Origin of the sequence: Enterobacter sp. RIT637, assembly GCF_019718755.1 — a bacterium.
GTDB lineage: Bacteria > Pseudomonadota > Gammaproteobacteria > Enterobacterales > Enterobacteriaceae > Enterobacter.
In genome coordinates, this window is record NZ_JAIHAZ010000025.1 from 17,987 (window position 1) to 39,235 (window position 21,249).

At 58.5% G+C, this 21,249-nt stretch carries 23 protein-coding genes and 1 other annotated feature; of the genes, 15 read left to right on the forward strand and 8 right to left on the reverse strand.

Translation table 11 applies throughout. From position 1 onward, the window contains the following. Window positions 1-29: 29 nt before the first annotated feature. The gene (locus K5E19_RS22135) at window positions 30-1,259 is read left to right on the forward strand and encodes a DUF3748 domain-containing protein (RefSeq protein WP_221553106.1); all 1,230 of its coding nucleotides are present in this window, start codon (window positions 30-32) and stop codon (window positions 1,257-1,259) included. Here K5E19_RS22135 and K5E19_RS22140 read toward each other — a convergent pair. Then, a complete protein-coding gene (locus K5E19_RS22140; protein WP_221553107.1) occupies window positions 1,256-1,588 on the reverse strand; it encodes a YceK/YidQ family lipoprotein in 333 nt (110 codons plus the stop codon). The two genes, K5E19_RS22135 and K5E19_RS22140, sit on opposite strands and share 4 nt — an antisense overlap. A gap of 248 nt (window positions 1,589-1,836) precedes the next feature. After that, window positions 1,837-1,908 (forward strand) — a sequence feature (ROSE (Repression Of Heat Shock gene Expression) occurs in the 5'-region of heat shock genes and acts as an RNA thermometer to modulate expression.). On the opposite strand from K5E19_RS22140, the gene ibpA reads away from it, so the two are divergent. The 3 genes from ibpA (at window position 1,902) to K5E19_RS22155 (ending at window position 4,704) form a co-directional block, all read left to right on the forward strand. Then, window positions 1,902-2,312: a small heat shock chaperone IbpA gene (gene ibpA, locus K5E19_RS22145; RefSeq protein ID WP_008500162.1), complete on the forward strand. Its 411-nt coding sequence runs from the start codon at window positions 1,902-1,904 to the stop codon at window positions 2,310-2,312. (Overlaps the previous feature by 7 nt.) 136 nt (window positions 2,313-2,448) lie before the next feature. Then, the gene (ibpB, locus tag K5E19_RS22150; protein WP_221553108.1) at window positions 2,449-2,877 is read left to right on the forward strand and encodes a small heat shock chaperone IbpB; all 429 of its coding nucleotides are present in this window, start codon (window positions 2,449-2,451) and stop codon (window positions 2,875-2,877) included. A gap of 165 nt (window positions 2,878-3,042) precedes the next feature. Continuing rightward, entirely contained in the window at window positions 3,043-4,704 is a 1,662-nt protein-coding gene (locus K5E19_RS22155; RefSeq protein WP_221553109.1) for a putative transporter, read from the forward strand. On the opposite strand, the gene K5E19_RS22160 is transcribed toward K5E19_RS22155, so the two are convergent. Further along, a complete protein-coding gene (locus tag K5E19_RS22160; RefSeq protein ID WP_024907387.1) occupies window positions 4,672-5,418 on the reverse strand; it encodes a GntR family transcriptional regulator in 747 nt (248 codons plus the stop codon). The two genes, K5E19_RS22155 and K5E19_RS22160, sit on opposite strands and share 33 nt — an antisense overlap. Window positions 5,419-5,639: 221 nt before the next feature. Between K5E19_RS22160 and K5E19_RS22165 the strand changes: the two genes are divergently transcribed. The 4 genes from K5E19_RS22165 to K5E19_RS22180 all read left to right on the forward strand — a co-directional run bounded on the left by K5E19_RS22165 (window position 5,640) and on the right by K5E19_RS22180 (window position 9,358). Next, window positions 5,640-7,262 (forward strand): alpha-glucoside-specific PTS transporter subunit IIBC, encoded by a 1,623-nt coding sequence (locus K5E19_RS22165; protein WP_221553110.1) that lies wholly within the window; start codon window positions 5,640-5,642, stop codon window positions 7,260-7,262. Further along, a complete protein-coding gene (locus K5E19_RS22170) occupies window positions 7,259-8,581 on the forward strand; it encodes a 6-phospho-alpha-glucosidase (protein WP_221553111.1) in 1,323 nt (440 codons plus the stop codon). Before K5E19_RS22165 ends, K5E19_RS22170 begins: the two co-directional genes overlap by 4 nt. A gap of 92 nt (window positions 8,582-8,673) precedes the next feature. Further along, entirely contained in the window at window positions 8,674-9,021 is a 348-nt protein-coding gene (locus K5E19_RS22175) for a YidH family protein (RefSeq protein WP_023309821.1), read from the forward strand. Next, entirely contained in the window at window positions 9,011-9,358 is a 348-nt protein-coding gene (locus K5E19_RS22180) for a DUF202 domain-containing protein (protein WP_221553112.1), read from the forward strand. The genes K5E19_RS22175 and K5E19_RS22180 overlap by 11 nt, the downstream gene beginning before the upstream one ends. 82 nt (window positions 9,359-9,440) lie before the next feature. Here the strand turns inward: K5E19_RS22180 and dsdA are convergent, their stop codons facing one another. Further along, on the reverse strand, window positions 9,441-10,727 hold the full coding sequence (gene dsdA / locus K5E19_RS22185) for a D-serine ammonia-lyase (RefSeq protein WP_221553113.1): 1,287 nt from the start codon (window positions 10,725-10,727) through the stop codon (window positions 9,441-9,443). Window positions 10,728-10,744: 17 nt separating this feature from the next. Next, window positions 10,745-12,082 carry a D-serine transporter DsdX gene (dsdX, locus tag K5E19_RS22190; RefSeq protein WP_221553114.1) on the reverse strand — a complete coding sequence of 446 codons (1,338 nt, stop codon included), beginning with the start codon at window positions 12,080-12,082 and terminating at the stop codon, window positions 10,745-10,747. Window positions 12,083-12,286: 204 nt separating this feature from the next. Here dsdX and dsdC point away from each other — a divergent pair, with 204 nt between their 5' ends. Both dsdC and K5E19_RS22200 read left to right on the forward strand, forming a co-directional pair. After that, entirely contained in the window at window positions 12,287-13,213 is a 927-nt protein-coding gene (dsdC, locus tag K5E19_RS22195) for a DNA-binding transcriptional regulator DsdC (protein WP_069303447.1), read from the forward strand. A gap of 84 nt (window positions 13,214-13,297) precedes the next feature. Beyond that, window positions 13,298-14,386 carry a cellulase family glycosylhydrolase gene (locus K5E19_RS22200; RefSeq protein ID WP_221553115.1) on the forward strand — a complete coding sequence of 363 codons (1,089 nt, stop codon included), beginning with the start codon at window positions 13,298-13,300 and terminating at the stop codon, window positions 14,384-14,386. Here the strand turns inward: K5E19_RS22200 and emrD are convergent. The 4 genes from emrD to tisB form a co-directional block, all read right to left on the reverse strand. Next, complete coding sequence (emrD, locus tag K5E19_RS22205; protein WP_221553116.1) at window positions 14,289-15,473, reverse strand: multidrug efflux MFS transporter EmrD; 1,185 nt, start codon at window positions 15,471-15,473, stop codon at window positions 14,289-14,291. The two genes, K5E19_RS22200 and emrD, sit on opposite strands and share 98 nt — an antisense overlap. Before the next feature lie 175 nt (window positions 15,474-15,648). Then, the gene (locus K5E19_RS22210; RefSeq protein WP_221553117.1) at window positions 15,649-16,482 is read right to left on the reverse strand and encodes an EamA family transporter; all 834 of its coding nucleotides are present in this window, start codon (window positions 16,480-16,482) and stop codon (window positions 15,649-15,651) included. 62 nt (window positions 16,483-16,544) lie between these two features. Next, complete coding sequence (locus K5E19_RS22215) at window positions 16,545-16,991, reverse strand: GNAT family N-acetyltransferase (RefSeq protein ID WP_032640274.1); 447 nt, start codon at window positions 16,989-16,991, stop codon at window positions 16,545-16,547. Between the two features lie 64 nt (window positions 16,992-17,055). Further along, on the reverse strand, window positions 17,056-17,145 hold the full coding sequence (gene tisB / locus K5E19_RS22220) for a type I toxin-antitoxin system toxin TisB (RefSeq protein WP_023309830.1): 90 nt from the start codon (window positions 17,143-17,145) through the stop codon (window positions 17,056-17,058). Window positions 17,146-17,667: 522 nt separating this feature from the next. Between tisB and ivbL the strand changes: the two genes are divergently transcribed. The 5 genes from ivbL to K5E19_RS22245 all read left to right on the forward strand — a co-directional run. Beyond that, window positions 17,668-17,766, forward strand: coding sequence for an ilvB operon leader peptide IvbL (ivbL, locus tag K5E19_RS22225; protein ID WP_057979964.1), 99 nt, complete (start codon window positions 17,668-17,670; stop codon window positions 17,764-17,766). A 106-nt stretch (window positions 17,767-17,872) separates the two neighbouring features. Beyond that, complete coding sequence (ilvB, locus tag K5E19_RS22230; protein ID WP_221553118.1) at window positions 17,873-19,561, forward strand: acetolactate synthase large subunit; 1,689 nt, start codon at window positions 17,873-17,875, stop codon at window positions 19,559-19,561. A gap of 3 nt (window positions 19,562-19,564) precedes the next feature. Then, window positions 19,565-19,852 carry an acetolactate synthase small subunit gene (gene ilvN, locus K5E19_RS22235; protein WP_010426528.1) on the forward strand — a complete coding sequence of 96 codons (288 nt, stop codon included), beginning with the start codon at window positions 19,565-19,567 and terminating at the stop codon, window positions 19,850-19,852. A 125-nt stretch (window positions 19,853-19,977) separates the two neighbouring features. Next, on the forward strand, window positions 19,978-20,571 hold the full coding sequence (uhpA, locus tag K5E19_RS22240) for a transcriptional regulator UhpA (protein WP_014881931.1): 594 nt from the start codon (window positions 19,978-19,980) through the stop codon (window positions 20,569-20,571). Then, a partial coding sequence (locus K5E19_RS22245) for an MASE1 domain-containing protein (RefSeq protein ID WP_221553119.1) occupies window positions 20,568-21,249 on the forward strand: 682 nt, incomplete at its 3' end. The genes uhpA and K5E19_RS22245, both read left to right, overlap by 4 nt.

Below are 21,249 nucleotides of genomic sequence, written 5' to 3' on the forward strand. Positions count from 1 at the left end.
ATGCACTCACCGTGCATCAGGGTATCCTCATGAAACAAATCACCTTCGCTTCCCGCCATCACCAGCTCACGAATATTAATACCTGGACGCCGGACAGCCGGTGGCTGGTCTACGACGTGCGCCCGTCCGGTGCGTCATTTACCGGCGAAACCATTGAGCGGGTCAATGTCGCTACGGGTGAGGTAGAGGTGATCTATCGTGCCACTGAAGGCGCGCACGTCGGCGTGGTGACCGTTCATCCGGCACAGGACAAATACGTCTTTATCCACGGCCCGAAAAACCCGGATGCAGACTGGCACTACGATTTTCATCATCGCCAGGGGGTGATTGCGCAAAACGGTCAGGTGAGCAATCTTGACGCGATGGATATCACTGCGCCCTACACCGCAGGCGCGCTGCGCGGCGGCAGCCATGTACATGTCTTCAGCCCGAACGGGCAGTTCGTCAGCTTCACCTATAACGACCACGTGCTGCACGAGCGCGATCCGAAGCTCGATTTACGCAACGTTGGCGTAGCTGCGCCTTTCGGCCCGGTGAACCCGCAGGGGAATCATCCACGTGAATATCCCGGAATCTTCTGGAGCGTGCTGGTCAGCCGCACCACGCCCAACCCGCAGCCGGGCAGCGATGAAATCAACCGCGCCTACGAAGAGGGCTGGGTGGGTAACGGCAGGCTAGCGTTTATCGGCGACACTCTCTCTGCGCAGGGCGAAAAAGTACCCGAACTGTTTATCGTCGACCTGCCTGAAGACGAGCAGGGCTGGAAACGAGCGGGCGATGCGCCGCTTCAGGGAACGCCAGAGACCCTGCCTGCGCCACCCGCCGGGGTGATGCAGCGTCGGTTGACCTTCACTCACCAGAACCGTTATCCGGGGCTGGTGAACGTGCCGCGCCACTGGGTGCGCAGTAATCCGCAGGGAACGCAGATCGCGTTTCTGATGCGGGATGATAACGGCATTGTGCAGCTGTGGCTGATCTCTCCCGAGGGCGGCGAGCCGCGCCAGTTAACCCATACGGAGAGCGGGATTCAGTCCGCGTTTAACTGGCACCCTTCCGGGAACATGCTGGGATGTGTGCTTGAAAACCGGATCGCCTGCTGCGACGCGCAGACCGGAGAGGTCACGTTTTTGACGTCCGATCACGACAATCCACCGTCAGCGGATGCGGTTGTGTTCTCGCCTGACGGGCGTGTTATTGCCTGGATGGAAGAGACGGACGGTTTCCGCCAGCTGTGGCTAACGGAAACCGCTGAGGACTAACGCGGGGGCATTGCAGCGGGCGGGATGACGGCGTTGGTCGCCAGATTTTCCTGCTCGCTTTTCTCAACGCGTGAGCGAACGGAACTGTCCGTGCGGAACATGTCCCACGGGAGCAGCAGCGTATCGGCGACTGCCGTGAAAGGCATATCCAGGATAACCAGAGATTTGGTTCCCCAGTTTGTATCTTCATCGGAAATCATGGCCGCACTGGCGCGCGTCCCCGGATATGTTCCTTCTTTACCGCCGGTGTGAGACATCACGCTCGAGCACCCGCAAAGTAATACAACCCCGCTGAACGCTGTCAGCTTTATCAGAACATTTTTCATCATCACTCAGTCATCGTTAATAACACTGCATCGACCTGCAACTCAGGGTTATAGCGAGCCTTACCCTAAATGAATAGCCCGAAAACCCCGCACTGTGGCAGCCATCGCAATTTAACCCTTTGTGCTGTTGTCCCAGTCTAAGCGACAACCCGCAAAGTGCAAAAAAATCTCACATCAATACGCTTGAAAAGCCCGTATCCAGACCCATTTTAAGAATGTAGCCCGATAACGAACTCGCCTGATGGGTGTTCGGGGGCGCAAAGGCCTGTCCATAGTGGAAGGCTATAATTTCTCGCTGATTTCAGGAGTTTTATTTATGCGTAACTTCGATCTTTCTCCGCTATACCGTTCTGCAATTGGTTTTGACCGCCTGTTTAACCATTTAGAAAATAACCAAAGCCAGAGCAACGGCTACCCTCCATACAATGTTGAACTGGTTGACGAAAACCACTATCGCATCGCGATTGCCGTCGCCGGTTTTGCAGAAAACGAGCTGGAGATCACCGCGCAGGACAACCTGCTGGTGGTGAAAGGTTCCCATACGGCCGAGCAGAAAGAACGTACCTACCTTTATCAGGGCATCGCCGAGCGCAACTTTGAACGCAAGTTCCAGTTAGCCGAGAACATTCACGTTAAAGGCGCGAACCTGGTCAACGGCCTGCTGTTTATCGAACTGGAACGTGTGATTCCGGAAGAGAAAAAACCGCGCCGTATCGAAATTAACTAATTACGCGGGTCGCGCGAGCGGCCCACTCAGACTTGCTTGCCGTAACGGGAGCATATGCGAATCCATCAGGATTTGCAGGAACAACTGCGCACAAAATTAAACTGTGCCGAACTCGCTTCTCAGAAGGAGATTTAGTATGCGTAACTACGATTTATCCCCCCTGCTGCGTCAGTGGATTGGTTTTGACAAACTGGCTAACGCCCTGCAAAGCAGCACTGAGCAACAGACGTTTCCGCCGTATAACATCGAAAAAAGCGACGATAACCACTATCGCATTACCCTTGCGCTGGCCGGTTTCCGCCAGGACGATCTGGACATCCAGCTCGAAGGCACGCGCCTGACCGTGAAAGGGTCGCCGGAAAAACAAGAAACCGAGACCAAATGGCTGCATCAGGGGCTGGTTAATCAGCCGTTTAGCCTGAGCTTTACCCTGGCAGACCATATGGAAGTGTCCGGCGCGACGTTTACCAACGGGCTGTTGCATATCGACCTGACCCGCAACGTGCCGGAGGCCATCGCGCCGCAGCGTATCGCCATTAGCGAGCGGCCGGCGTTAAACAGTTAATAGTGTGCGGGCTGATGCCCTCACCCCGGCCCTCTCCCACGGGGAGAGGGTGAAAAGATAAAGCCCTGCCCCGGCAGGGCTTTTTTGTGCGCCATCGCCCATACAGCCGCCCGCGGCTCTGAGAGAATCCTTATCATAACTAAGGTTATGCCAAGGAAGTGGATCATGAGTGATATCGCGTTAACCGTCAGCGTGTTGGCCCTGGTCGCTGTTGTTGGCCTGTGGATAGGGAATATCAAAATCCGTGGCGTCGGGTTTGGGATAGGCGGGGTGCTGTTTGGCGGCATTTTTGTCGGGCACTTTGCCGACCAGCTCGGGCTGGTCCTCAGCGCCGAAATGCTCCACTTCATCCAGGAGTTCGGCCTGATCCTCTTCGTTTATACCATCGGTATTCAGGTGGGGCCGGGGTTTTTCGCCTCACTTCGGGTCTCCGGATTACGGCTCAACCTGTTTGCCCTCGGCATTGTGGTGATGGGCGGGCTGGTCACCGCGATCCTGCATAAACTCTTTGATATCCCGCTGCCCGTGGTGCTGGGCATTTTCTCCGGGGCGGTCACCAATACGCCTGCGCTCGGCGCCGGGCAGCAAATCCTGCGCGATTTGGGTATCGAACCCGGCATAGTCGACCAGATGGGGATGAGCTACGCCATGGCCTATCCGTTTGGCATTTGCGGCATTCTGCTTTCCATGTGGCTGGTGCGGGTGCTGTTTCGCGTCAACGTTGAAAAAGAGGCGATGGATCATGAAACCACGCTCACCAACGGCCATATGCCGATCAAAACCATCAACATTCGGGTCGATAACCCTAACCTGAACAATATGGCGATTCAGGACGTGCCGATCCTGAACAGCGCCAATATCATCTGCTCCCGCCTTAAGCGTGACGATATGCTGATGGTGCCCGCGCCCGGTACCGTTATTCAGCAAGGCGATCTGCTGCACCTTGTCGGCCAGCCCGGAGATTTAAACAACGCCCGTCTGGTGATTGGTCAGGAAGTGGATACCTCGCTCTCAACCCGCGGCACCGATATGCGCGTCGAGCGCGTTGTCGTGACCAACGAAAAGGTTTTGGGTAAGAAAATACGCGATCTGCAGGTAAAAGAGCGTTATGACGTGGTGATCTCACGCCTTAACCGTGCGGGTGTTGAACTGGTTGCCAGTCAGGACGCCAGTCTGCAGTTCGGGGATATCCTCAACCTGGTCGGACGCCCTTCGTCCATCGACGCCGTGGCGGATATGGTAGGTAACGCCCAGCAAAAACTGCAGCAGGTGCAGATGCTGCCGGTGTTTATCGGTATCGGGCTCGGCGTGCTGCTCGGCTCCATTCCTCTGTACGTGCCGGGCTTCCCGGTGGCGCTCAAGCTGGGCCTGGCGGGCGGGCCGCTGATTATGGCGCTGATCCTCGGGCGTATCGGCTGTATCGGGAAGCTCTACTGGTTTATGCCGCCGAGCGCCAACCTGGCGCTGCGCGAGCTGGGCATCGTGCTGTTCCTGGCGGTGGTCGGGCTAAAATCCGGCGGGGATTTTGTTGATACCCTGGTTAAGGGCGAAGGGATGAGCTGGGTCGGCTACGGCATCTTTATCACGGCGATCCCGCTGCTGACGGTGGGCATACTGGCGCGGATGTTCGCCAAAATGAACTATCTGACGCTGTGCGGCATGCTGGCGGGCTCCATGACCGATCCGCCCGCTCTGGCCTTCGCCAACAACCTGCACGCCACCAGCGGCGCGGCCGCGCTCTCCTACGCCACCGTCTACCCGCTGGTGATGTTCCTGCGCATCATCACCCCGCAGCTACTGGCGGTGCTGTTCTGGGGGATGAGCTAGCAGGTCGTCCGGGTGGATGCGCCGCAGATGGTAGTCCACCTGGTAATCGCTGGTATTTCGGAACATGACTGAATAATTGAGGAACTCGCCGCTGTCGCTGTAGGAGAGAGACGTAATGCGCAGCAGCGGCGTCTGTTCCGGCAGGTTCATATAACCGGCCAGCGTTTTATCTGCCAGCACCGGCGTCAGGCTCTCGTAGTTGCCGCTGATGGTGATCCCGCACTCCTTCTCGATGTAATCAAACTTAGACCCCTCAAGATGCGCCAGTGACAGATTGCGGAAAAGCTTCACCGGCATAAAGCTGTCTTCCAGCATTAGCGGCTTCCCGTCCACGTAGCGCACTCGCCGGGAAAAGTAGATCCGCTCATCCACCTGAATCCGCAGCTGGCTGGCGATGGCGGGCGGGGCGGGCATCACTTCGAATTGTAAGACCTTACTCTGCACCTCTTTTCCCTGCTGACGCAGCACCTCCACCAGCCCGGTCAGGTTGGTGGTTTCGTGGTGAACGTCTTTGCGCGAGACAAAGGTTCCGCTGCCGTGCCGCCGCTCAACCAGCCCCCAGCTCACCAACAGATCCAGCGCCTTGCGGATGGTCATCCGCGCCACGCCGAACTCCTGCGCCAGCGCTTTTTCGCCGGGCAGCGGGCTGCCGATGTTGTAGTCCGACGAATTCAGCCGCAGCCGCAACCTGTCGGCGATTGATTTGTAGATCACCAGTAGACCTCTCTGCCCTTATCAGGGCGTGGATTGTGTCCTGACATGTCCATGTTTACCGCTAAAAGTAGACCTGATTGGTCAAAATAAAACCATGAATGCGATCACGAATCGCAGCGGCACGCCATGTTCGCGCATCAGTAAGTTCTTATGCTCACCTCAGGCCAGCAAAAAACCATAAAGGCCTCTACCCCTACAGGTTGTTTCATGAGGATTTAAAAATGCTCAGTCAAATACAACGTTTTGGCGGTGCCATGTTTACCCCGGTGTTGCTGTTTCCGTTCGCCGGGATCGTGGTGGGAATCGCCATCATGCTTCGCAACCCGCTGTTTGTCGGCGAAGCGCTAACGGCCCCCGATCATCTTTTCGCGCAGATTGTTCACATCATTGAAGAGGGCGGCTGGGCGGTGTTTCGCAATATGCCGCTGATTTTTGCCGTCGGCCTGCCGATTGGCCTGGCGAAGCAGGCGCAGGGCCGCGCCTGTCTGGCGGTGCTGATTAGCTTTCTGACCTGGAACTACTTCATTAACGCGATGGGGATGACCTGGGGCCACTTCTTTGGCGTCGACTTCTCCGCCGAACCGACGGCGGGTAGCGGGCTGGCGATGATTGCCGGGATCAAAACGCTCGATACCAGCATCATCGGTGCCATTGTGATCTCAGGCATCGTCACCGCCATCCACAACCGCTACTTCGACAAGCCGCTGCCAGTGTTTCTGGGGATTTTCCAGGGCAGCTCCTTTGTCGTTATCCTCGCGTTCTTCGTCATGATCCCCTGCGCCTGGCTGACGCTGCTGGGCTGGCCGAAAGTACAGATGGGCATCGAGTCCCTGCAGGCGTTCCTGCGCTCTGCCGGTGCGCTGGGCGTGTGGGTATATACCTTCCTGGAACGCATTCTGATCCCAACCGGATTGCACCACTTCGTCTACGGTCCGTTCATCTTCGGCCCGGCGGCGGTGGAAGGCGGGATTCAGGTCTACTGGGCGCAGCATCTGCAGGAGTTTAGCCAGAGTACCCTGCCGCTGAAAACCCTCTTCCCGGAAGGCGGATTCGCGCTGCACGGCAACTCAAAAGTGTTTGGCTCGGTCGGGATTGCGTTCGCTATCTGGTACACCGCGTCGCCGGAAAACCGCGTCAAGGTGGCGGGGCTGTTGATCCCGGCCACGCTTACCGCGGTGCTGGTGGGCATTACTGAACCCCTCGAGTTCACCTTCCTGTTTATCTCGCCGCTGCTGTTTGCCGTCCATGCGGTGCTGGCGGCGAGTATGGCAACGGTGATGTACGCCTTCGGCGTGGTCGGGAATATGGGCGGCGGCCTGCTGGACCAGTTCCTGCCGCAAAACTGGATCCCGATGTTCCATAACCACGCCTCGACGGTATTCACCCAGATTGGCATCGGCGTCTGCTTCACCGGAATTTACTTCGTGGTCTTCAAAACGCTGATCGAACGTCTGAACCTCAAAACGCCGGGCCGGGAAGAGAGCGAAATCAAACTCTACAGCAAGGCCGACTATAAGGCGGCGCGGGGGCAAACCACCGCCCCGGCGGCGGCCAGCCAGCAGGTCGGGCAGGCCGCCGGGTTCTTACAGGCGCTCGGCGGTGCGGCCAATATCGAAAGCATCAACAACTGCGCCACCCGCTTGCGTATTGCGCTGGTGGATATGGCGAAAACCCAAAGCGATGACGTCTTCAAAGCCCTCGGCGCCCACGGCGTGGTGCGACGCGGCAACGGCATTCAGGTGATTGTCGGCCTGCACGTTCCTCAGGTGCGCGACCAGCTGGAATCGCTGATGAAAACCCCTTTATCGAATGAACAAACCACCCTGACAGAGGCTATATCATGAAAAAATTCTCAGTTGTCATTGCAGGCGGCGGCAGCACCTTTACGCCTGGTATCGTCCTGATGCTGTTAGCCAACCGTGACCGCTTCCCGCTGCGCGCCCTGAAGTTCTATGACAACGACGGCGCGCGTCAGGAGACCATCGCCGAAGCGTGCAAAATCATCCTCAGGGAGCAGGCCCCGGAGATTGAATTCAGCTACACCACCGATCCGAAAGCGGCGTTTACCGATGTGGATTTCGTGATGGCGCATATCCGCGTGGGCAAATACCCGATGCGCGAAAAAGATGAAAAAATCCCGCTGCGCCACGGCGTACTTGGCCAGGAAACCTGCGGACCGGGCGGCATCTCCTACGGCATGCGCTCTATCGGCGGCGTGCTGGAGCTGGTGGATTACATGGAGCAGTACTCCCCGAACGCGTGGATGCTGAACTACTCCAACCCGGCGGCGATTGTCGCGGAAGCCACGCGCCGCCTGCGTCCGAACGCCAAAATTCTCAACATCTGCGATATGCCGATCGGCATTGAAGGGCGCATGGCGCAGATTGTCGGCCTGAAGGACCGCAAAGAGATGCGCGTGCGCTACTACGGCCTGAACCACTTCGGCTGGTGGACGTCGATTGAAGATCTCAACGGTAACGATCTGATGCCGAAACTGCGCGAATACGTGGCGAAAAACGGCTATGTCCCGCCTTCAGAAGATGCGCATACCGAAGCGAGCTGGAACGATACCTTTGCCAAAGCCAGAGACGTGCAGGCGCTGGACCCGGACACCATGCCGAACACCTACCTGAAGTATTACCTGTTCCCGGACTACGTGGTCGCGCATTCCAACCCGGAACGCACCCGCGCCAATGAGGTCATGGATCACCGTGAGAAGCACGTGTTCAGTTCCTGCCGGGCGATTATCGAAGCCGGTAACTCCGCCGCCGGGGAGCTGGAAATCGACGAACATGCGTCGTACATCGTCGATCTGGCGACTGCAATTGCCTTTAACACCCAGGAGCGGATGCTGCTGATTGTGCCAAACAACGGGGCCATCCATAACTTTGATGCCGACGCGATGGTGGAGATCCCGTGCCTGGTTGGCCATAACGGCCCTGAGCCGCTCACGGTGGGTGATATACCACACTTCCAGAAAGGGCTGATGAGCCAGCAGGTGGCGGTGGAAAAACTGGTGGTGGATGCCTGGGTGCAGCGCTCGTACCAGAAACTCTGGCAGGCGATCACCCTGTCGAAAACTGTGCCGAGCGCGTCCGTCGCGAAAGCGATTCTGGATGACCTGATCGAGGCCAACAAAGCGTACTGGCCAGAGCTGCATTAATCGTCCTGACCGGCATCGCCCGATGCCGGTCTCCTTGTCCTTGCCGATTTACGCTATGCTGAAGCCTGCCCGAAGCACGACAAGGAACCTTCATGAAAATTTCCCGCCTCGGCGAAGCGCCGGACTACCGCTTCTCTCTGGCTAATGAACGCACTTTTTTAGCGTGGATCCGCACCGCGCTGGGCTTTCTTGCCGCAGGGGTGGGGCTCGATCAGCTCGCGCCTGATTTCGCTACGCCGCTGATTCGTGAAGTGCTGGCGCTGCTGCTGTGCCTGTTCGCGGGCGTGCTGGCAATTTACGGCTACCTGCGCTGGCTGCGCAATGAGAAGGCGATGCGTCTGAAGCAGGATCTGCCCTATACGCGCGGGCTGCTGATCATCAGCACGATTCTGCTGACGGTGGCGGGCGTGGTGATGGTGCTGGTGTTCTATGGTGGATAGCCGCAAAGCGCGACGCGAAGCGGACCCTGGCCTGCAGCCGGAGCGGACGTCACTCGCGTGGCTGCGCACGCTGCTGGGGTATGGCGCGCTGATTGCCCTGGCGATTAAGCACAACTGGCACCGCACCGGGGTGCCATTCTGGATTTCTATAGTTGTGCTGGCGCTGGTGGCTATCATTTTATGGCGCTATACCCGCAGCCGTAACCTGATGGACGTAGCGCAGAACGATTTTGTACAACCGAAAGCGGTGCGCGATAAGTTCCTGATCGCGCTGGCCGTGCTGTCTCTGTCTTTACTCTTTGCAGTTACTCACATTCAGCAAATTGTGAGCTTATAAGCCCGGTGGCGGCTACGCCTTACCGGGCCTACAACTGCCGCGAACCGTAGGCCGGGTAAGGCGTAGCCGCCACCCGGCATAATTACTTCCCTTTCGCCAGATACTTCGCCATCTCCTCTTCCGGCACCATCCCGCCGCCCGTCGCCCACACCAGGTGGGTAACGTTGGTATGCGAATGAACGCGCACCGGCCCGGCCATCCCCGCCAGCGCCGACGGCTCCAGGCGGATCCCTTCCTCCTCCGCCAGCCAGCCGAGCATGTCGTACATGCTCTGGTCGGAAAGCGTATAGAACCCGTCGAGCAGGCGCTCCATCGCGCGGCCCACGAAGCCGGAGGCGCGTCCTACCGCTAGCCCGTCCGCCGCCGTCACGTTATCAATGCCCAGATCCTGCACGGCAATCTCATCGTGCAGGCCGGTGTAAACGCCCAGCAGCATGCACGGGGAGTGCGTCGGCTCCGCGAAGAAGCAGTGGACGTTGTCACCAAAGGCCAGCTTCAGGCCAAACGCCACGCCGCCGGGGCCACCGCCGACGCCGCACGGCAGGTAGACGTACAGCGGATGCTCCGCATCCACCACGCGGCCCTGTTCGGCAAACTGCGCCTTCAGGCGCTCGCCCGCCACCGCATAGCCCAGGAACAGGGTGCGGGAGTTTTCATCGTCAATGAAGAAGCAGTTCGGATCGCTTTCCGCCGCTTTTCGTCCCTGCTCCACGGCCACGCCGTAATCCTGCTCATATTCCACGACGATGACGCCGTGGCTGCGCAGTTTGGCTTTCTTCCACTCGCGGGCGTCGGCAGACATATGCACCGTCACCTTAAAGCCGATGCGGGCGCTCATAATGCCGATGGACATCCCGAGGTTGCCGGTTGAGCCTACCGCAATGCTGTACTGGCTGAAGAAGTCCTTAAAGCGCGGCTCCAGCAGAATGCTGTAGTCGTCTTCGAGGCTCAGCAACCCGGCTTCCAGCGCCAGTTTTTCCGCATGGGTCAGCACCTCATAGATGCCGCCGCGCGCTTTAATTGAGCCGGAAATCGGCAGATGGCTGTCTTTTTTCAGCAGCAGCGTGCCGGGAATAGACTTCGTAGATTCTTTCTCCAGCCGCGCCTGCATCGCCGGGATCGCGACCAGTTCGGATTCGATAATCCCACCTGTTGCCGCGGTTTCCGGGAAGGCTTTTGCCAGATAGGGTGCGAAGCGTTTCAGGCGCGCGTGCGCGTCGTCCACGTCGGCTTTGGTCAGCCCGACGTACGGCAACCCTTCTGCAAGCGTCGTGGTGCGCGGGTTAAGCCAGGTGGTTTCTTTCAGGGCAATCAGTTCCTCAACCAGAGGAAACTGTGCGGTTAAAGTAGTGATAGTTGCGTTTTCCATAATACGTCTCTTCGCGCTCAGATAATGAAGGAAAGCAGGAATGTGCCGCCAAGTGCAAGCACCGAGGCGATAAACGTCGCCGTCGTATAGTATTTGAAGGTCTCATTCAGGGTCGCGCCGCAGTATTGCTTCACCAGCCAGAAGAGGGAATCGGTGACGATCGTGCAGCCAATGGCGCCGGAACCGATGGCAATGGTGATGATCTCCGGGCTCACGTTCGGGTAGAGCGGCAGCATCGGCGCGACTATCGCCGTGGCGCCCATCATCGCCACCGTCGCGGAGCCGACGGCGGCATGCAGCACCAGCGCCACCAGCCAGGCGAGCAGGATAGGGTGCATATGCAGGTTCGAGAGAATATGCGCCAGCGAGTCCGCCAGTCCGCTGGTTTTCAGGATGGCGTTAAACGCGCCGCCCGCGCCGATAATCAGCAAAATGTTGGCGATAGAGCCGAAGCCGTGCTCGGTGTGCGTCAGCATCGTGCCCATGCCCATATGCTGGCGTATCCCCAGCAGGTAGTAGGCGACAAACACGGCGATAAACATGGCGGTGATCGGGTTGCCGATAAACTCCAGCAGCGTATACAGCGTGCCTTCTTTTGCCATATTCAGCTCGGCGATGGTTTTCACCAGCATCAGGGCAATCGGTAGCAGCACCGTGAACAGCGTGGCACCCAGCGACGGCAGAGTGTGCTCTTCCCGCACCTTCAGGTCTGAAAATTCCGCCGGAACCGGTTTAAACGGCAGACGGTTGCCGAGCAGTTTCAGGAACAGCGGGCCGCCGACCAGAGAGGCCATCAGTCCCACCATCAAACCGTAGACAATGACCGTTCCGACGTCCGCGCCTAGTTTATTGGTCACAAACAGGGCAGCAGGATGCGGCGGCACCACGCAGTGCACCGCCATCAGCGCGGTACAGAGCGGAATGGCCAGCTTGAGCAGCGATGTGTGGGTTTTTTTGGCGATGGAAAACGCCAGCGGGATGAGCAGTACTACGCCCACTTCCACGAACAGCGTGATCCCGCAGATAAGGCCCACCAGCACCATAATCACGTCCGCCGACAGCCAGCGGCAGCGCTGCAGTGCGATCCCGATGCGCTCGGCCGCGCCGGAGACTTCCATCATTTTGCCGAGAATTGTGCCCAGACCAATCACCGCCGCCAGGAAGCCCAGCGTACCGCCAATTCCGCTCTCGATGGCGTTCACCATATCCAGCGGGCTCATCCCCATCATCGCGCCGACGAAAAAGCTCGCCAGCAGCAGCGCGAGGAACGGGTGAAACTTCAGTTTTACGATGGTTAAAATAATCAACACGATGCTGACCAGCAGCGTTGCCACAACCCAGATCTGAGATCCCATATCTCACCTCACCCTTATGTCATCTGTGGGTATTGGACGAAAAAACGGCGTGGGCTGACAAACGATATAAATTGGCGTTCAGATGAGCCAGATTGGATCAACTGAGTGACTGCGCTCTAAAAAGCGCACTTAATCCGTATTAGGTTCACATAAATTCACCCTTGAGCGGTATGCTGAACGCAGAAACCCCGCGCGAGAATTGTGATGACCGATGCAAATGAAGCCAGAAACCGGCTGTTAAACGGCTGGCAGCTGTCGAAAATGTACACCTTTGAAGTGGCCGCCCGGCATGAGTCCTTCGCCCTGGCGGCGGAGGAGCTGTCGCTCAGCCCCAGCGCGGTGAGCCACCGCATCAACCTGCTGGAAGAGGAGCTGGGCATTCAGCTGTTCGTCCGCTCGCACCGTAAAGTCGAGCTGACGCAGGAGGGGAAGCGCGTTTACTGGACGCTAAAATCGTCCCTCGATACCCTGAATCAGGAGATCCTGGATATCAAAAACCAGGCGCTGTCCGGCACGCTGACGGTCTACTCTCGCCCGTCGATTGCCCAATGCTGGCTGGTGCCCATGCTGGGGGACTTTACCCGCCGCTACCCGTCGATTTCACTCACCATCCTGACCGGCAATGATTACGTCAATATGCAGCGAACCGGCGTCGATCTGGCGCTCTATTTCGACGATACGCCGCCGAACCACCTCTCTCATCACTTCCTGATGGATGAGGAGATTTTGCCCGTCTGCTCACCGCAGTATGCCCGCGAGCATGAACTGCTGAAAAACCCCGATAACCTCAGCCACTGCACGCTGCTGCACGATCGTCAGGCCTGGAGCAATGATTCCGGCACGGATGAGTGGCTGAGCTGGGCGCAGCACTTTGCGGTGAATATGCCGCCATCGTCGGGCATTGGTTTCGATCGCTCCGACTTAGCGATTATTGCGGCCATTAACCATGTCGGCGTCGCGATGGGCAGAAAGCGGCTGGTGCAGAAACGGCTGGAACGAGGCGAGCTGATCGCCCCGTTTGGTGAAAAGACCCTGAAATGTCATCAGCACTACTATATCTCGACGCTTTCTGGCCGTCAGTGGCCGAAAATAGACGCCTTTATCGGCTGGCTGAGAGAGCTGGCGGGTTGAAGAATTATTACGCTTTCGCTCTACACGAAATGTGAAAAAGCGTGCTAAATACAGGTAATGCTTTCGATTTATCCAGGGTAAACCGTGCTAAAGCCTTTTATTGCCACTGCGTTGCTGATCTCTTCCTGCTGGGCGATTGCCGCTGAGCCGCCGCTGACGGCTGCCCACTATGCGCAGCAGCTGGGCGTCGGGATGGATGTGGACTGGGCGCGCACCGAGCGCGGCATACGTGAATTCGATCCGCTGGTGGTCCGCGATTTTCGTGCAAAAGGCATTACCCACGTGCGCATCCGCGTGGCCGATGAGCCGACGGAAGCGCGGCTGATCCACCTGCGCAAGCTGGTAGAAGCCTGCGAGCAGTATGGCGTGATCCCGATTATCGCTTATCAGGCTGATGAATATAAAAACGACCCAAAAGCCGATAACGAGAAAGAGACGATCAACTGGTGGATTGCCGTGGCGCACTATTTCGGTCAGAGCTACCCGCTGCTGGGTTTTGATCTCATTTATGAACCGACCGACAAGCTCAACCACAACCTCTCGTCATTAAACCGCGTGTATGAAAAAACCATTAAAGCGATCCACGACATCGACCCGCAGCGCATGATCTTCATTGCGCCACGCCTGCGCGCCGCGCCGGAGGATTTAGCCAGCCTGAAGCTGCCCGCGCACAGTCAAAACTACCTGCTGGCGGAGTGGCATATTTTCCCGTGGGGGCCGCTGAAAAATAGCGGTAAATACCCGTGGACCTCCGGCACGGCGGCGGAGAAAGCGGCTATCCATAATCGCATCAATACCGCGCTGCGCTGGCAGCAAAAAACCGGGCACGTTAGCTGGGTCGGGGGATGGGGCGTCGGGGAGTCAAACCACCTCACGCCAACCGCGTCGCAAATGGCCTTCGCCACCTTTATGGCCTGCGAGCTGCAAAAGGCCAAAATCCCGTATGCGCTTAACGCGGATTTCCAGTTTTACGACGGGGAAGAGGGGTCCTGGCGGCCCGCGGCAGAGCCGTTATTGCAGGCGATGATTGCGCCCGTCTGTGAAAAGCCCGGCGAGAAGCCGGGCCATCATGCGGTTAAACCGGCTGCTCGTGATGTGGGACACGCGACGCCAGCGGCAGCCAGCACAGTAAAATCAGCAGCCCCATCAGCGTCATCAGCAGGCCCAAACTAGCCTGCCCGGTCTGCGGCATCATGGCCGAGAGCCAGGCCAGCACGCCGGAACCGATGTTCTGCAAACCGCCCACCAGCGCGCCAGCCGTGCCTGCAAGGAACGGGAACGGCTCCATCGCGCCGCTGGTGGCGAGCGGGAACAGCATCCCCGCGCCAAAGAAGAACAGCGCAGCCGGGATGAGCAGCGTCCAGACCGACATCACGTCAAACAGCCCCGGGATCCACATCATCAGACCCGCCAGCAGGCAGCTGATCACCGACTGCCACATCAGGGTGGAGAAGCGTTTGTTCGGGCGTCCGGCAAACCACGCGCCGAAGAACGCCGCCGGGATCGGCAGAATAAACAGAATACTCACCACCATGCTGCTCAGGCCCAGTCCCGCGCCCAGCAGCACGCCGGAGCAGGCTTCGAACACCGCAATGCCCGCCAGGCCACCGATCAGCATCAGCAGGTAGCAGGTAAACGAGCCGTTACCGAACAGCGTCTTATAGCTGGTGATGAGCTTCGTGCGCGGCGCGTCCTGCGGGCGCGTTTCTGGCATCCAGCGCGCCATGCTAAAGGTGACAATCACGCACAGCACCAGCAGGAAGGCGTAGCAGGCGCGCCAGGACCACATCGTGTCCAGCAGGCCGCCAATCAGCGGGGCCAGCAGTGGGCTGACCAGAATCCCCATATTCAACAGGCTGTTGGCATGACGGAGCTGGGTGCCCTGATACATATCGCGCGGTAAGGTACGCGCCATTACCCCACCGACGCCCGTCCCGACGCCCTGCAGGGCGCTGGCGGCAATCAGTACGGTCAGGCTGTGCGTGGTAATGGCAATTACTGTCGCCACCATGAAAATGCTCATGCCTACCAGGATAACCGGGCGCCGCCCGACGCGGTCGGACAGCGGGCCGTAGAAGAGCTGCGAAACGCCATAGGTCAGCAGGTAGGCTGCCATTACGCTCTGCACCGCGCCCTCGCGGACGTTTAATTCCTTTGCCATGTCGGCAATCGCCGGAATGTAGATGGTTTGCGCCATCTGACCGACGGCCACCAGTAACACCAGCATCAACAATAAGTTAACGTTCCTTTGTTTTTTCATGTCGCTGAATACTTTTGCCAAAAGAGAAAAATGAAGAATAAGTGACTGCGCATTCCCATAAATGCGCGAGGAATCTACCACAGTGAGATGACAATTTAAGCATTGTCGTGGTGAATGAAAAAACCGGGAAAGGCAGGATTTGTAAACAATAACGGCAACTAATGTTGCCAGTGATTTACGCCAGGCGCAGCAGAATGGCGCCGCCTGCAATTCCCAGCGCTGCGGCGATGCGCAAACCGGCAACCTTCTCTTTTAAAAGGACAAACGCGATCAGCGCGCCAAAGAGTATGGAGGTTTCACGCAGCGCCGCGACCACCGCCAGCGGTGCCTGCGTCATTGCCCAAAGGGCCAGACCGTAAGAGCCCATGGTGCCAACGCCGCCGAGCAACCCCTTTTTCCAGTGCAGGCGCAGGTAGCCGGACGCCTCGCGCCGACGTGCCACCATCGCCCAGCTCAGCAGGCAGAAGCCGTTCATAAAGAAGGTCCACAGCGTATAGCCCAGCGCGGTGTCCGATAACCGCACACCGGTGCCGTCCACCAGCGTGTAGCCTGCGATGAAACAGGCGTTCAGCAGCGCGAGCCAGATCCCTTTGCGTGACTGCATGCGCCCGTTCATCGCCATCGCCAGAATCGACAGGCAAATTACCCCAATCCCGGACCAGGCGAGCCACGAAAGGCTATCGCCGAGCGCCAGTACGCTGATCAGCGCCACCAGCAGCGGGGCGGTGCCGCGCATCAGCGGGTAGGTCTGGCTCATATCGGAGACCTGATAGGTCTTCGCCACCAGCACGGTGTACACCACCTGTAAGGCGCAGGAGACGATCAAAAACGGCCAGCTTGCAGCAGATGGCTGTGGGGAAAACGGCAGTAAGACCAGAGCGATAACCGTGGCGGAGCCGCTGACGCTTATGGCGGAATAGAGCTTGTCCGTTCCGGCTTTGACGATGGCGTTCCAGCTGGCATGCAGCAGCGCAGCGAAGAGCAAAATGCAGAATACGGTGATGGTCATGGCGTATCGGGTGATGAATTGTCACTCAACTGTAACATTCACATCCTGAAGCTGCCAGACGGTTACACCGCACAAAAAAGGCGGTGCGTCACCCGCGGTTCGTCTGAGACCAGCGTAAAACCCGCTTGATGATAAAACCCGTAGGCGCTGTCCGGCGCGTGGGTATTCAGGAAATCAAACCAGATGCTGGCATCGGCCATGACCACGGTCAAAAGCTGTTTGCCAATGCCCAGCCCGCGGCACTTCTCGCTGACGTAGAGATGGCGAATGCGCCCGGCGCGCGGTTGCTGGCTGAACGGATCGCGGTTGAGGCCGCACACGCCGACCAGCCTGCCGTTAAGAAACGCGCCCAGCAGCTTTTCACCCGGTGCGTTAAAGCGGTTCTCACCGCGCTGCCAGTTCTCTTCCAGCCTGCGCAGCATGTTGAAATTCAATGCGATACTTTCAGCCTTCAGGGCGATATACCCCGGTTCATCCGGTGTGACAGGCTCAATTAACAGACGCGACATAGCATTCCCTCGTTATTAAAGAGGGGCGGTTGCCCGCCCCTCTCAGGTGCGACTTGAACCTGAATTACCGAAGGAATTTCAGGACAGCATCAAGCAGTTGCAGTACTGCAACAATGAGTTTGAGGATAAGTATCACCATATCCACTACGCTCATACGCGTCTCCTTTTGGTTAAAAGGAGCACGATGCTGGCGTACCTTTCCGCCGCCTGTTGCCAGCACCTGGATTGACGTAACACAGTGTGCTCACTTCAGGGGGTTAAGGCACTGACGGCACCACCCGTTTCAGCCAGGACTTCATTGCGCCGGTAGAACTGCGGCCCCCTCGCTCACTGCGAACACCCTCAGTATAGATAAATACTGTATGCATGAACAGTATTTTATGGACAAAATTTGGAAGGCGATCCATACTCAAAAACGTCAAAATCCGTGCCGGAATTGCGCGTTCGTCTTGGATCGCGTATACTTTTTGCGTTGACGTAACACAGTGTGTTCTGCGGCGACCAACCGCAAAACCCTGATAAAAACCTCGCTCCGGCGGGGTTTTTTGTTTTCATCCCCCAATAAACGAAACGTGATCCCTGACGCATTTTTGCGCAGATGAAAATATTTCCATTGTCACGCCTGAAAACCTGTGTTTGTATAAATTACATCAATGATTCCAAACACAGGTCCCCAATGACTTCATCCATCTTCACTTCGACCCTACTAAAAACTGCGCAACCAGCCGCAGTGGTCGTCGTGCGTGTGGTGGTGGTCGTCGGCAATGCGCCGTAGGGACTGGATCAACACACGAATCCAAAACCCCGCCGGCGCAAACCGGGCGGGGTTTTTCGTTTAGGACCCTCCCCGGAAAGCTGGCTCAGAATAAAAGGACTGGAGCATGGCAAGTTCGGGCACAACATCCATCAAGACGCGTTTTACTGGCGCGCAGCTGATCGTTCATCTGCTGGAACGGCAGGGCATCACCACGGTTGCGGGCATCCCGGGCGGCACGGTGCTGCCGCTGTACGATGCGTTAAGCCAAAGCACGCAGATCCGCCACGTGCTGGCGCGCCACGAGCAGGGGGCAGGCTTTATCGCTCAGGGCATGGCGCGTACGCAGGGCAAACCAGCGGTCTGTATGGCCTGCAGCGGCCCGGGCGCAACCAACCTGGTGACCGCCATCGCCGACGCGCGTCTCGACTCCATTCCGCTGATCTGCATTACCGGCCAGGTACCGTCCTCGATGATCGGCACCGATGCGTTCCAGGAAGTGGATACCTACGGCATCTCTATCCCCATCACCAAACATAACTATTTAGTTCGCGATATCAGCGAGCTGCCTCAGGTTATCAGCGATGCGTTCCGCATTGCGCAGTCCGGCCGCCCGGGCCCGGTGTGGATAGACATTCCTAAGGATGTCCAGACCGCAGAGATCGAGATCGACGTGCTGCCCGAGCCGGGCGACCGTGCCCCCGCGCCGGAATTCAGCGCTGAGAGCGTGCGCGATGCCGCCGCCATGATCAACGCCGCTAAACGCCCGGTGCTCTATCTGGGCGGCGGAGCGATTAACGCTGCGGATGAAATCCGCGAGTTTGCGGAAAAAGCCAACCTGCCGACCACCATGACCCTGATGGCGCTGGGTATGCTGCCTAAAGCGCACCCGCTCTCTCTCGGCATGCTGGGCATGCACGGCGCACGCAGCACCAACTACATCCTGCAAGAGGCTGATTTGCTGATTGTTATGGGCGCACGTTTTGATGACCGGGCGATTGGCAAAACCGAGCAGTTCTGCCCGAATGCGAAGATCATTCACGTGGATATCGACCGCGCCGAGCTGGGTAAAATCAAGCAGCCGCACGTGGCGATTCAGGGCGATGTGGCCGAGGTGCTGGCGCAGCTGATCCCGCAGACGGACGCAGCCGAGCGCGCCGACTGGCGTCAGCTGGTGGCCGATCTGCAGCGCGAATTCCCGGGCGCCATCCCAACCGAAGGCGACCCGCTCAGCCACTACGGGCTGATCAACGCTGTGGCCGCCTGCGTGGACGACAGCGCGATTATTACCACCGACGTCGGGCAGCACCAGATGTGGACCGCCCAGGCCTACCCGCTGAACCGTCCACGCCAGTGGCTGACCTCCGGCGGCCTCGGTACCATGGGCTTCGGCCTGCCCGCAGCCGTGGGCGCGGCGCTGGCGAATCCGGACCGCAAGGTCATCTGCTTCTCCGGCGACGGCAGCCTGATGATGAACATTCAGGAAATGGCGACCGCGGCCGAAAACCAGTTAGACGTGAAAATCATCCTGATGAACAACGAGGCGCTCGGTCTGGTGCACCAGCAGCAGAGCCTGTTCTACAAGCAGGGCGTGTTTGCGGCGACCTATCCGGGGATGATTAACTTTATGCAGATTGCCGCCGGTTTTGGCCTGCATACCTGCGATCTGAACGCGGAAGAAGACGCCCACGCGGCGCTGCAGGCGGCGATTTCTCGCCCCGGCCCGGCGCTGATCCACGTGCGTATCGACCCTGAACAAAAAGTGTATCCGATGGTGCCGCCGGGTGCGGCAAATACTGAGATGGTGGGAGAATAAGCCATGCAGAAACAACATGATAACGTCATTCTGGAACTCACCGTCCGCAACCACCCTGGCGTCATGACCCACGTCTGCGGGCTCTTTGCCCGTCGGGCGTTTAACGTGGAAGGCATTCTCTGTCTGCCGATTCAGGGCAGCGAGCACAGCCGCATCTGGCTACTGGTCAACGATGACCAGCGTCTGGAGCAGATGATGGCGCAGATCGACAAGTTGGAAGATGTTACCAAAGTGGCTCGCAACCAGTCCGATCCCACCATGTTTAACAAAATTGCGGTGTTTTTCGAGTAAATCCCTTAAGGTTAGAGGCTTTTGCCGGATGGCGCTGCGCTTATCCGGTCTACAAGGACTTTACACGTAGGCCGGATAAGGCGTTTACGCCGCCATCCGGCGTGTTCACGCATCAGGATCAAACCATGACCACCATCGCTCTCATCGACGACCACCTTATCGTCCGCTCCGGATTTGCCCAGCTTCTGAACCTCGAACCGGATTTTCAGGTCGTGGCCGAGTTTGGCTCCGGTCGTGAAGCGCTGGCGGGCCTGCCGGGGCGTGGGGTGCAGGTCTGTATCTGCGACATCTCGATGCCGGATCTCTCCGGGCTGGAGCTGTTAAGCCAGCTGCCGAAAGGGATGGCGACGATTATGCTGTCGGTCCACGACAGCCCGGCGCTGGTCGAGCAGGCGCTCAACGCGGGCGCGCGCGGCTTCCTCTCTAAACGCTGTAGTCCCGACGAACTGATTGCCGCGGTGCGCACCGTCTCCACCGGCGGCTGCTATTTAACGCCGGATATCGCCATCAAGCTGGCGGCCGGACGTCAGGATCCTCTCACCAAACGCGAGCGTCAGGTTGCGGAAAAACTCGCGCAGGGAATGTCGGTAAAAGAGATTGCCGCCGAGCTGGACCTGTCCCCGAAAACCGTACACGTTCACCGCGCCAACCTGATGGAAAAACTCAACGTCAGCAACGACGTCGAGCTGGCGCGCCGCATGTTCGACAGCTGGCAATGAGTTCCGCTTTTTCACGGCTGATCGCCGTCGTCGCCAGCTTTTTTATCTTCTCCGCCGCCTGGTTCTGCCTGTGGAGCATCAGCCTGCACCTGGTGGAACGCCCGGAGCTGGCGGTGCTGCTGTTTCCCTTCGGGCTGCGTCTGGGGTTAATGCTCCAGTGCCCGCGCGCCTACTGGCCGGTTTTGCTGGGCGCAGAGTGGCTAATGCTGGTCTGGCTGGCGCAGGAAGTCGCTCTGGCGCATCTGCCCTTATTGATGACCGGAAGCCTGCTTACGCTTCTCCCGGTTGCGCTCATTTCCCGCTACCGTCACCAGCGCGACTGGCGCACGCTGCTGCGTCAGGGGGCGGCGCTGATTGCCGCCGCGTTGTTACAATCCCTGCCGTGGATTGGCGAGAAGGAGATGCTCAACGCCCTGCTGCTGACCCTCACCGGCGGCCTGACGCTCGCCCCGACCTGCCTCGTGATCTGGCACTACCTCACCAGCACCGTCTGGCAGCCGCTCGGCCCGGCGCTGGTTTCTCAACCAGTGAACTGGCGCGCCCGGCACCTCATCTGGTATCTGCTGCTGTTTGTGGTGAGCCTGTGGCTCCAGCTTGGCCTTCCCGCCGAGCTTTCACGCTTTACCCCATTTTGCCTTGCGCTGCCGATCATTGCCCTGGCCTGGCACTACGGCTGGC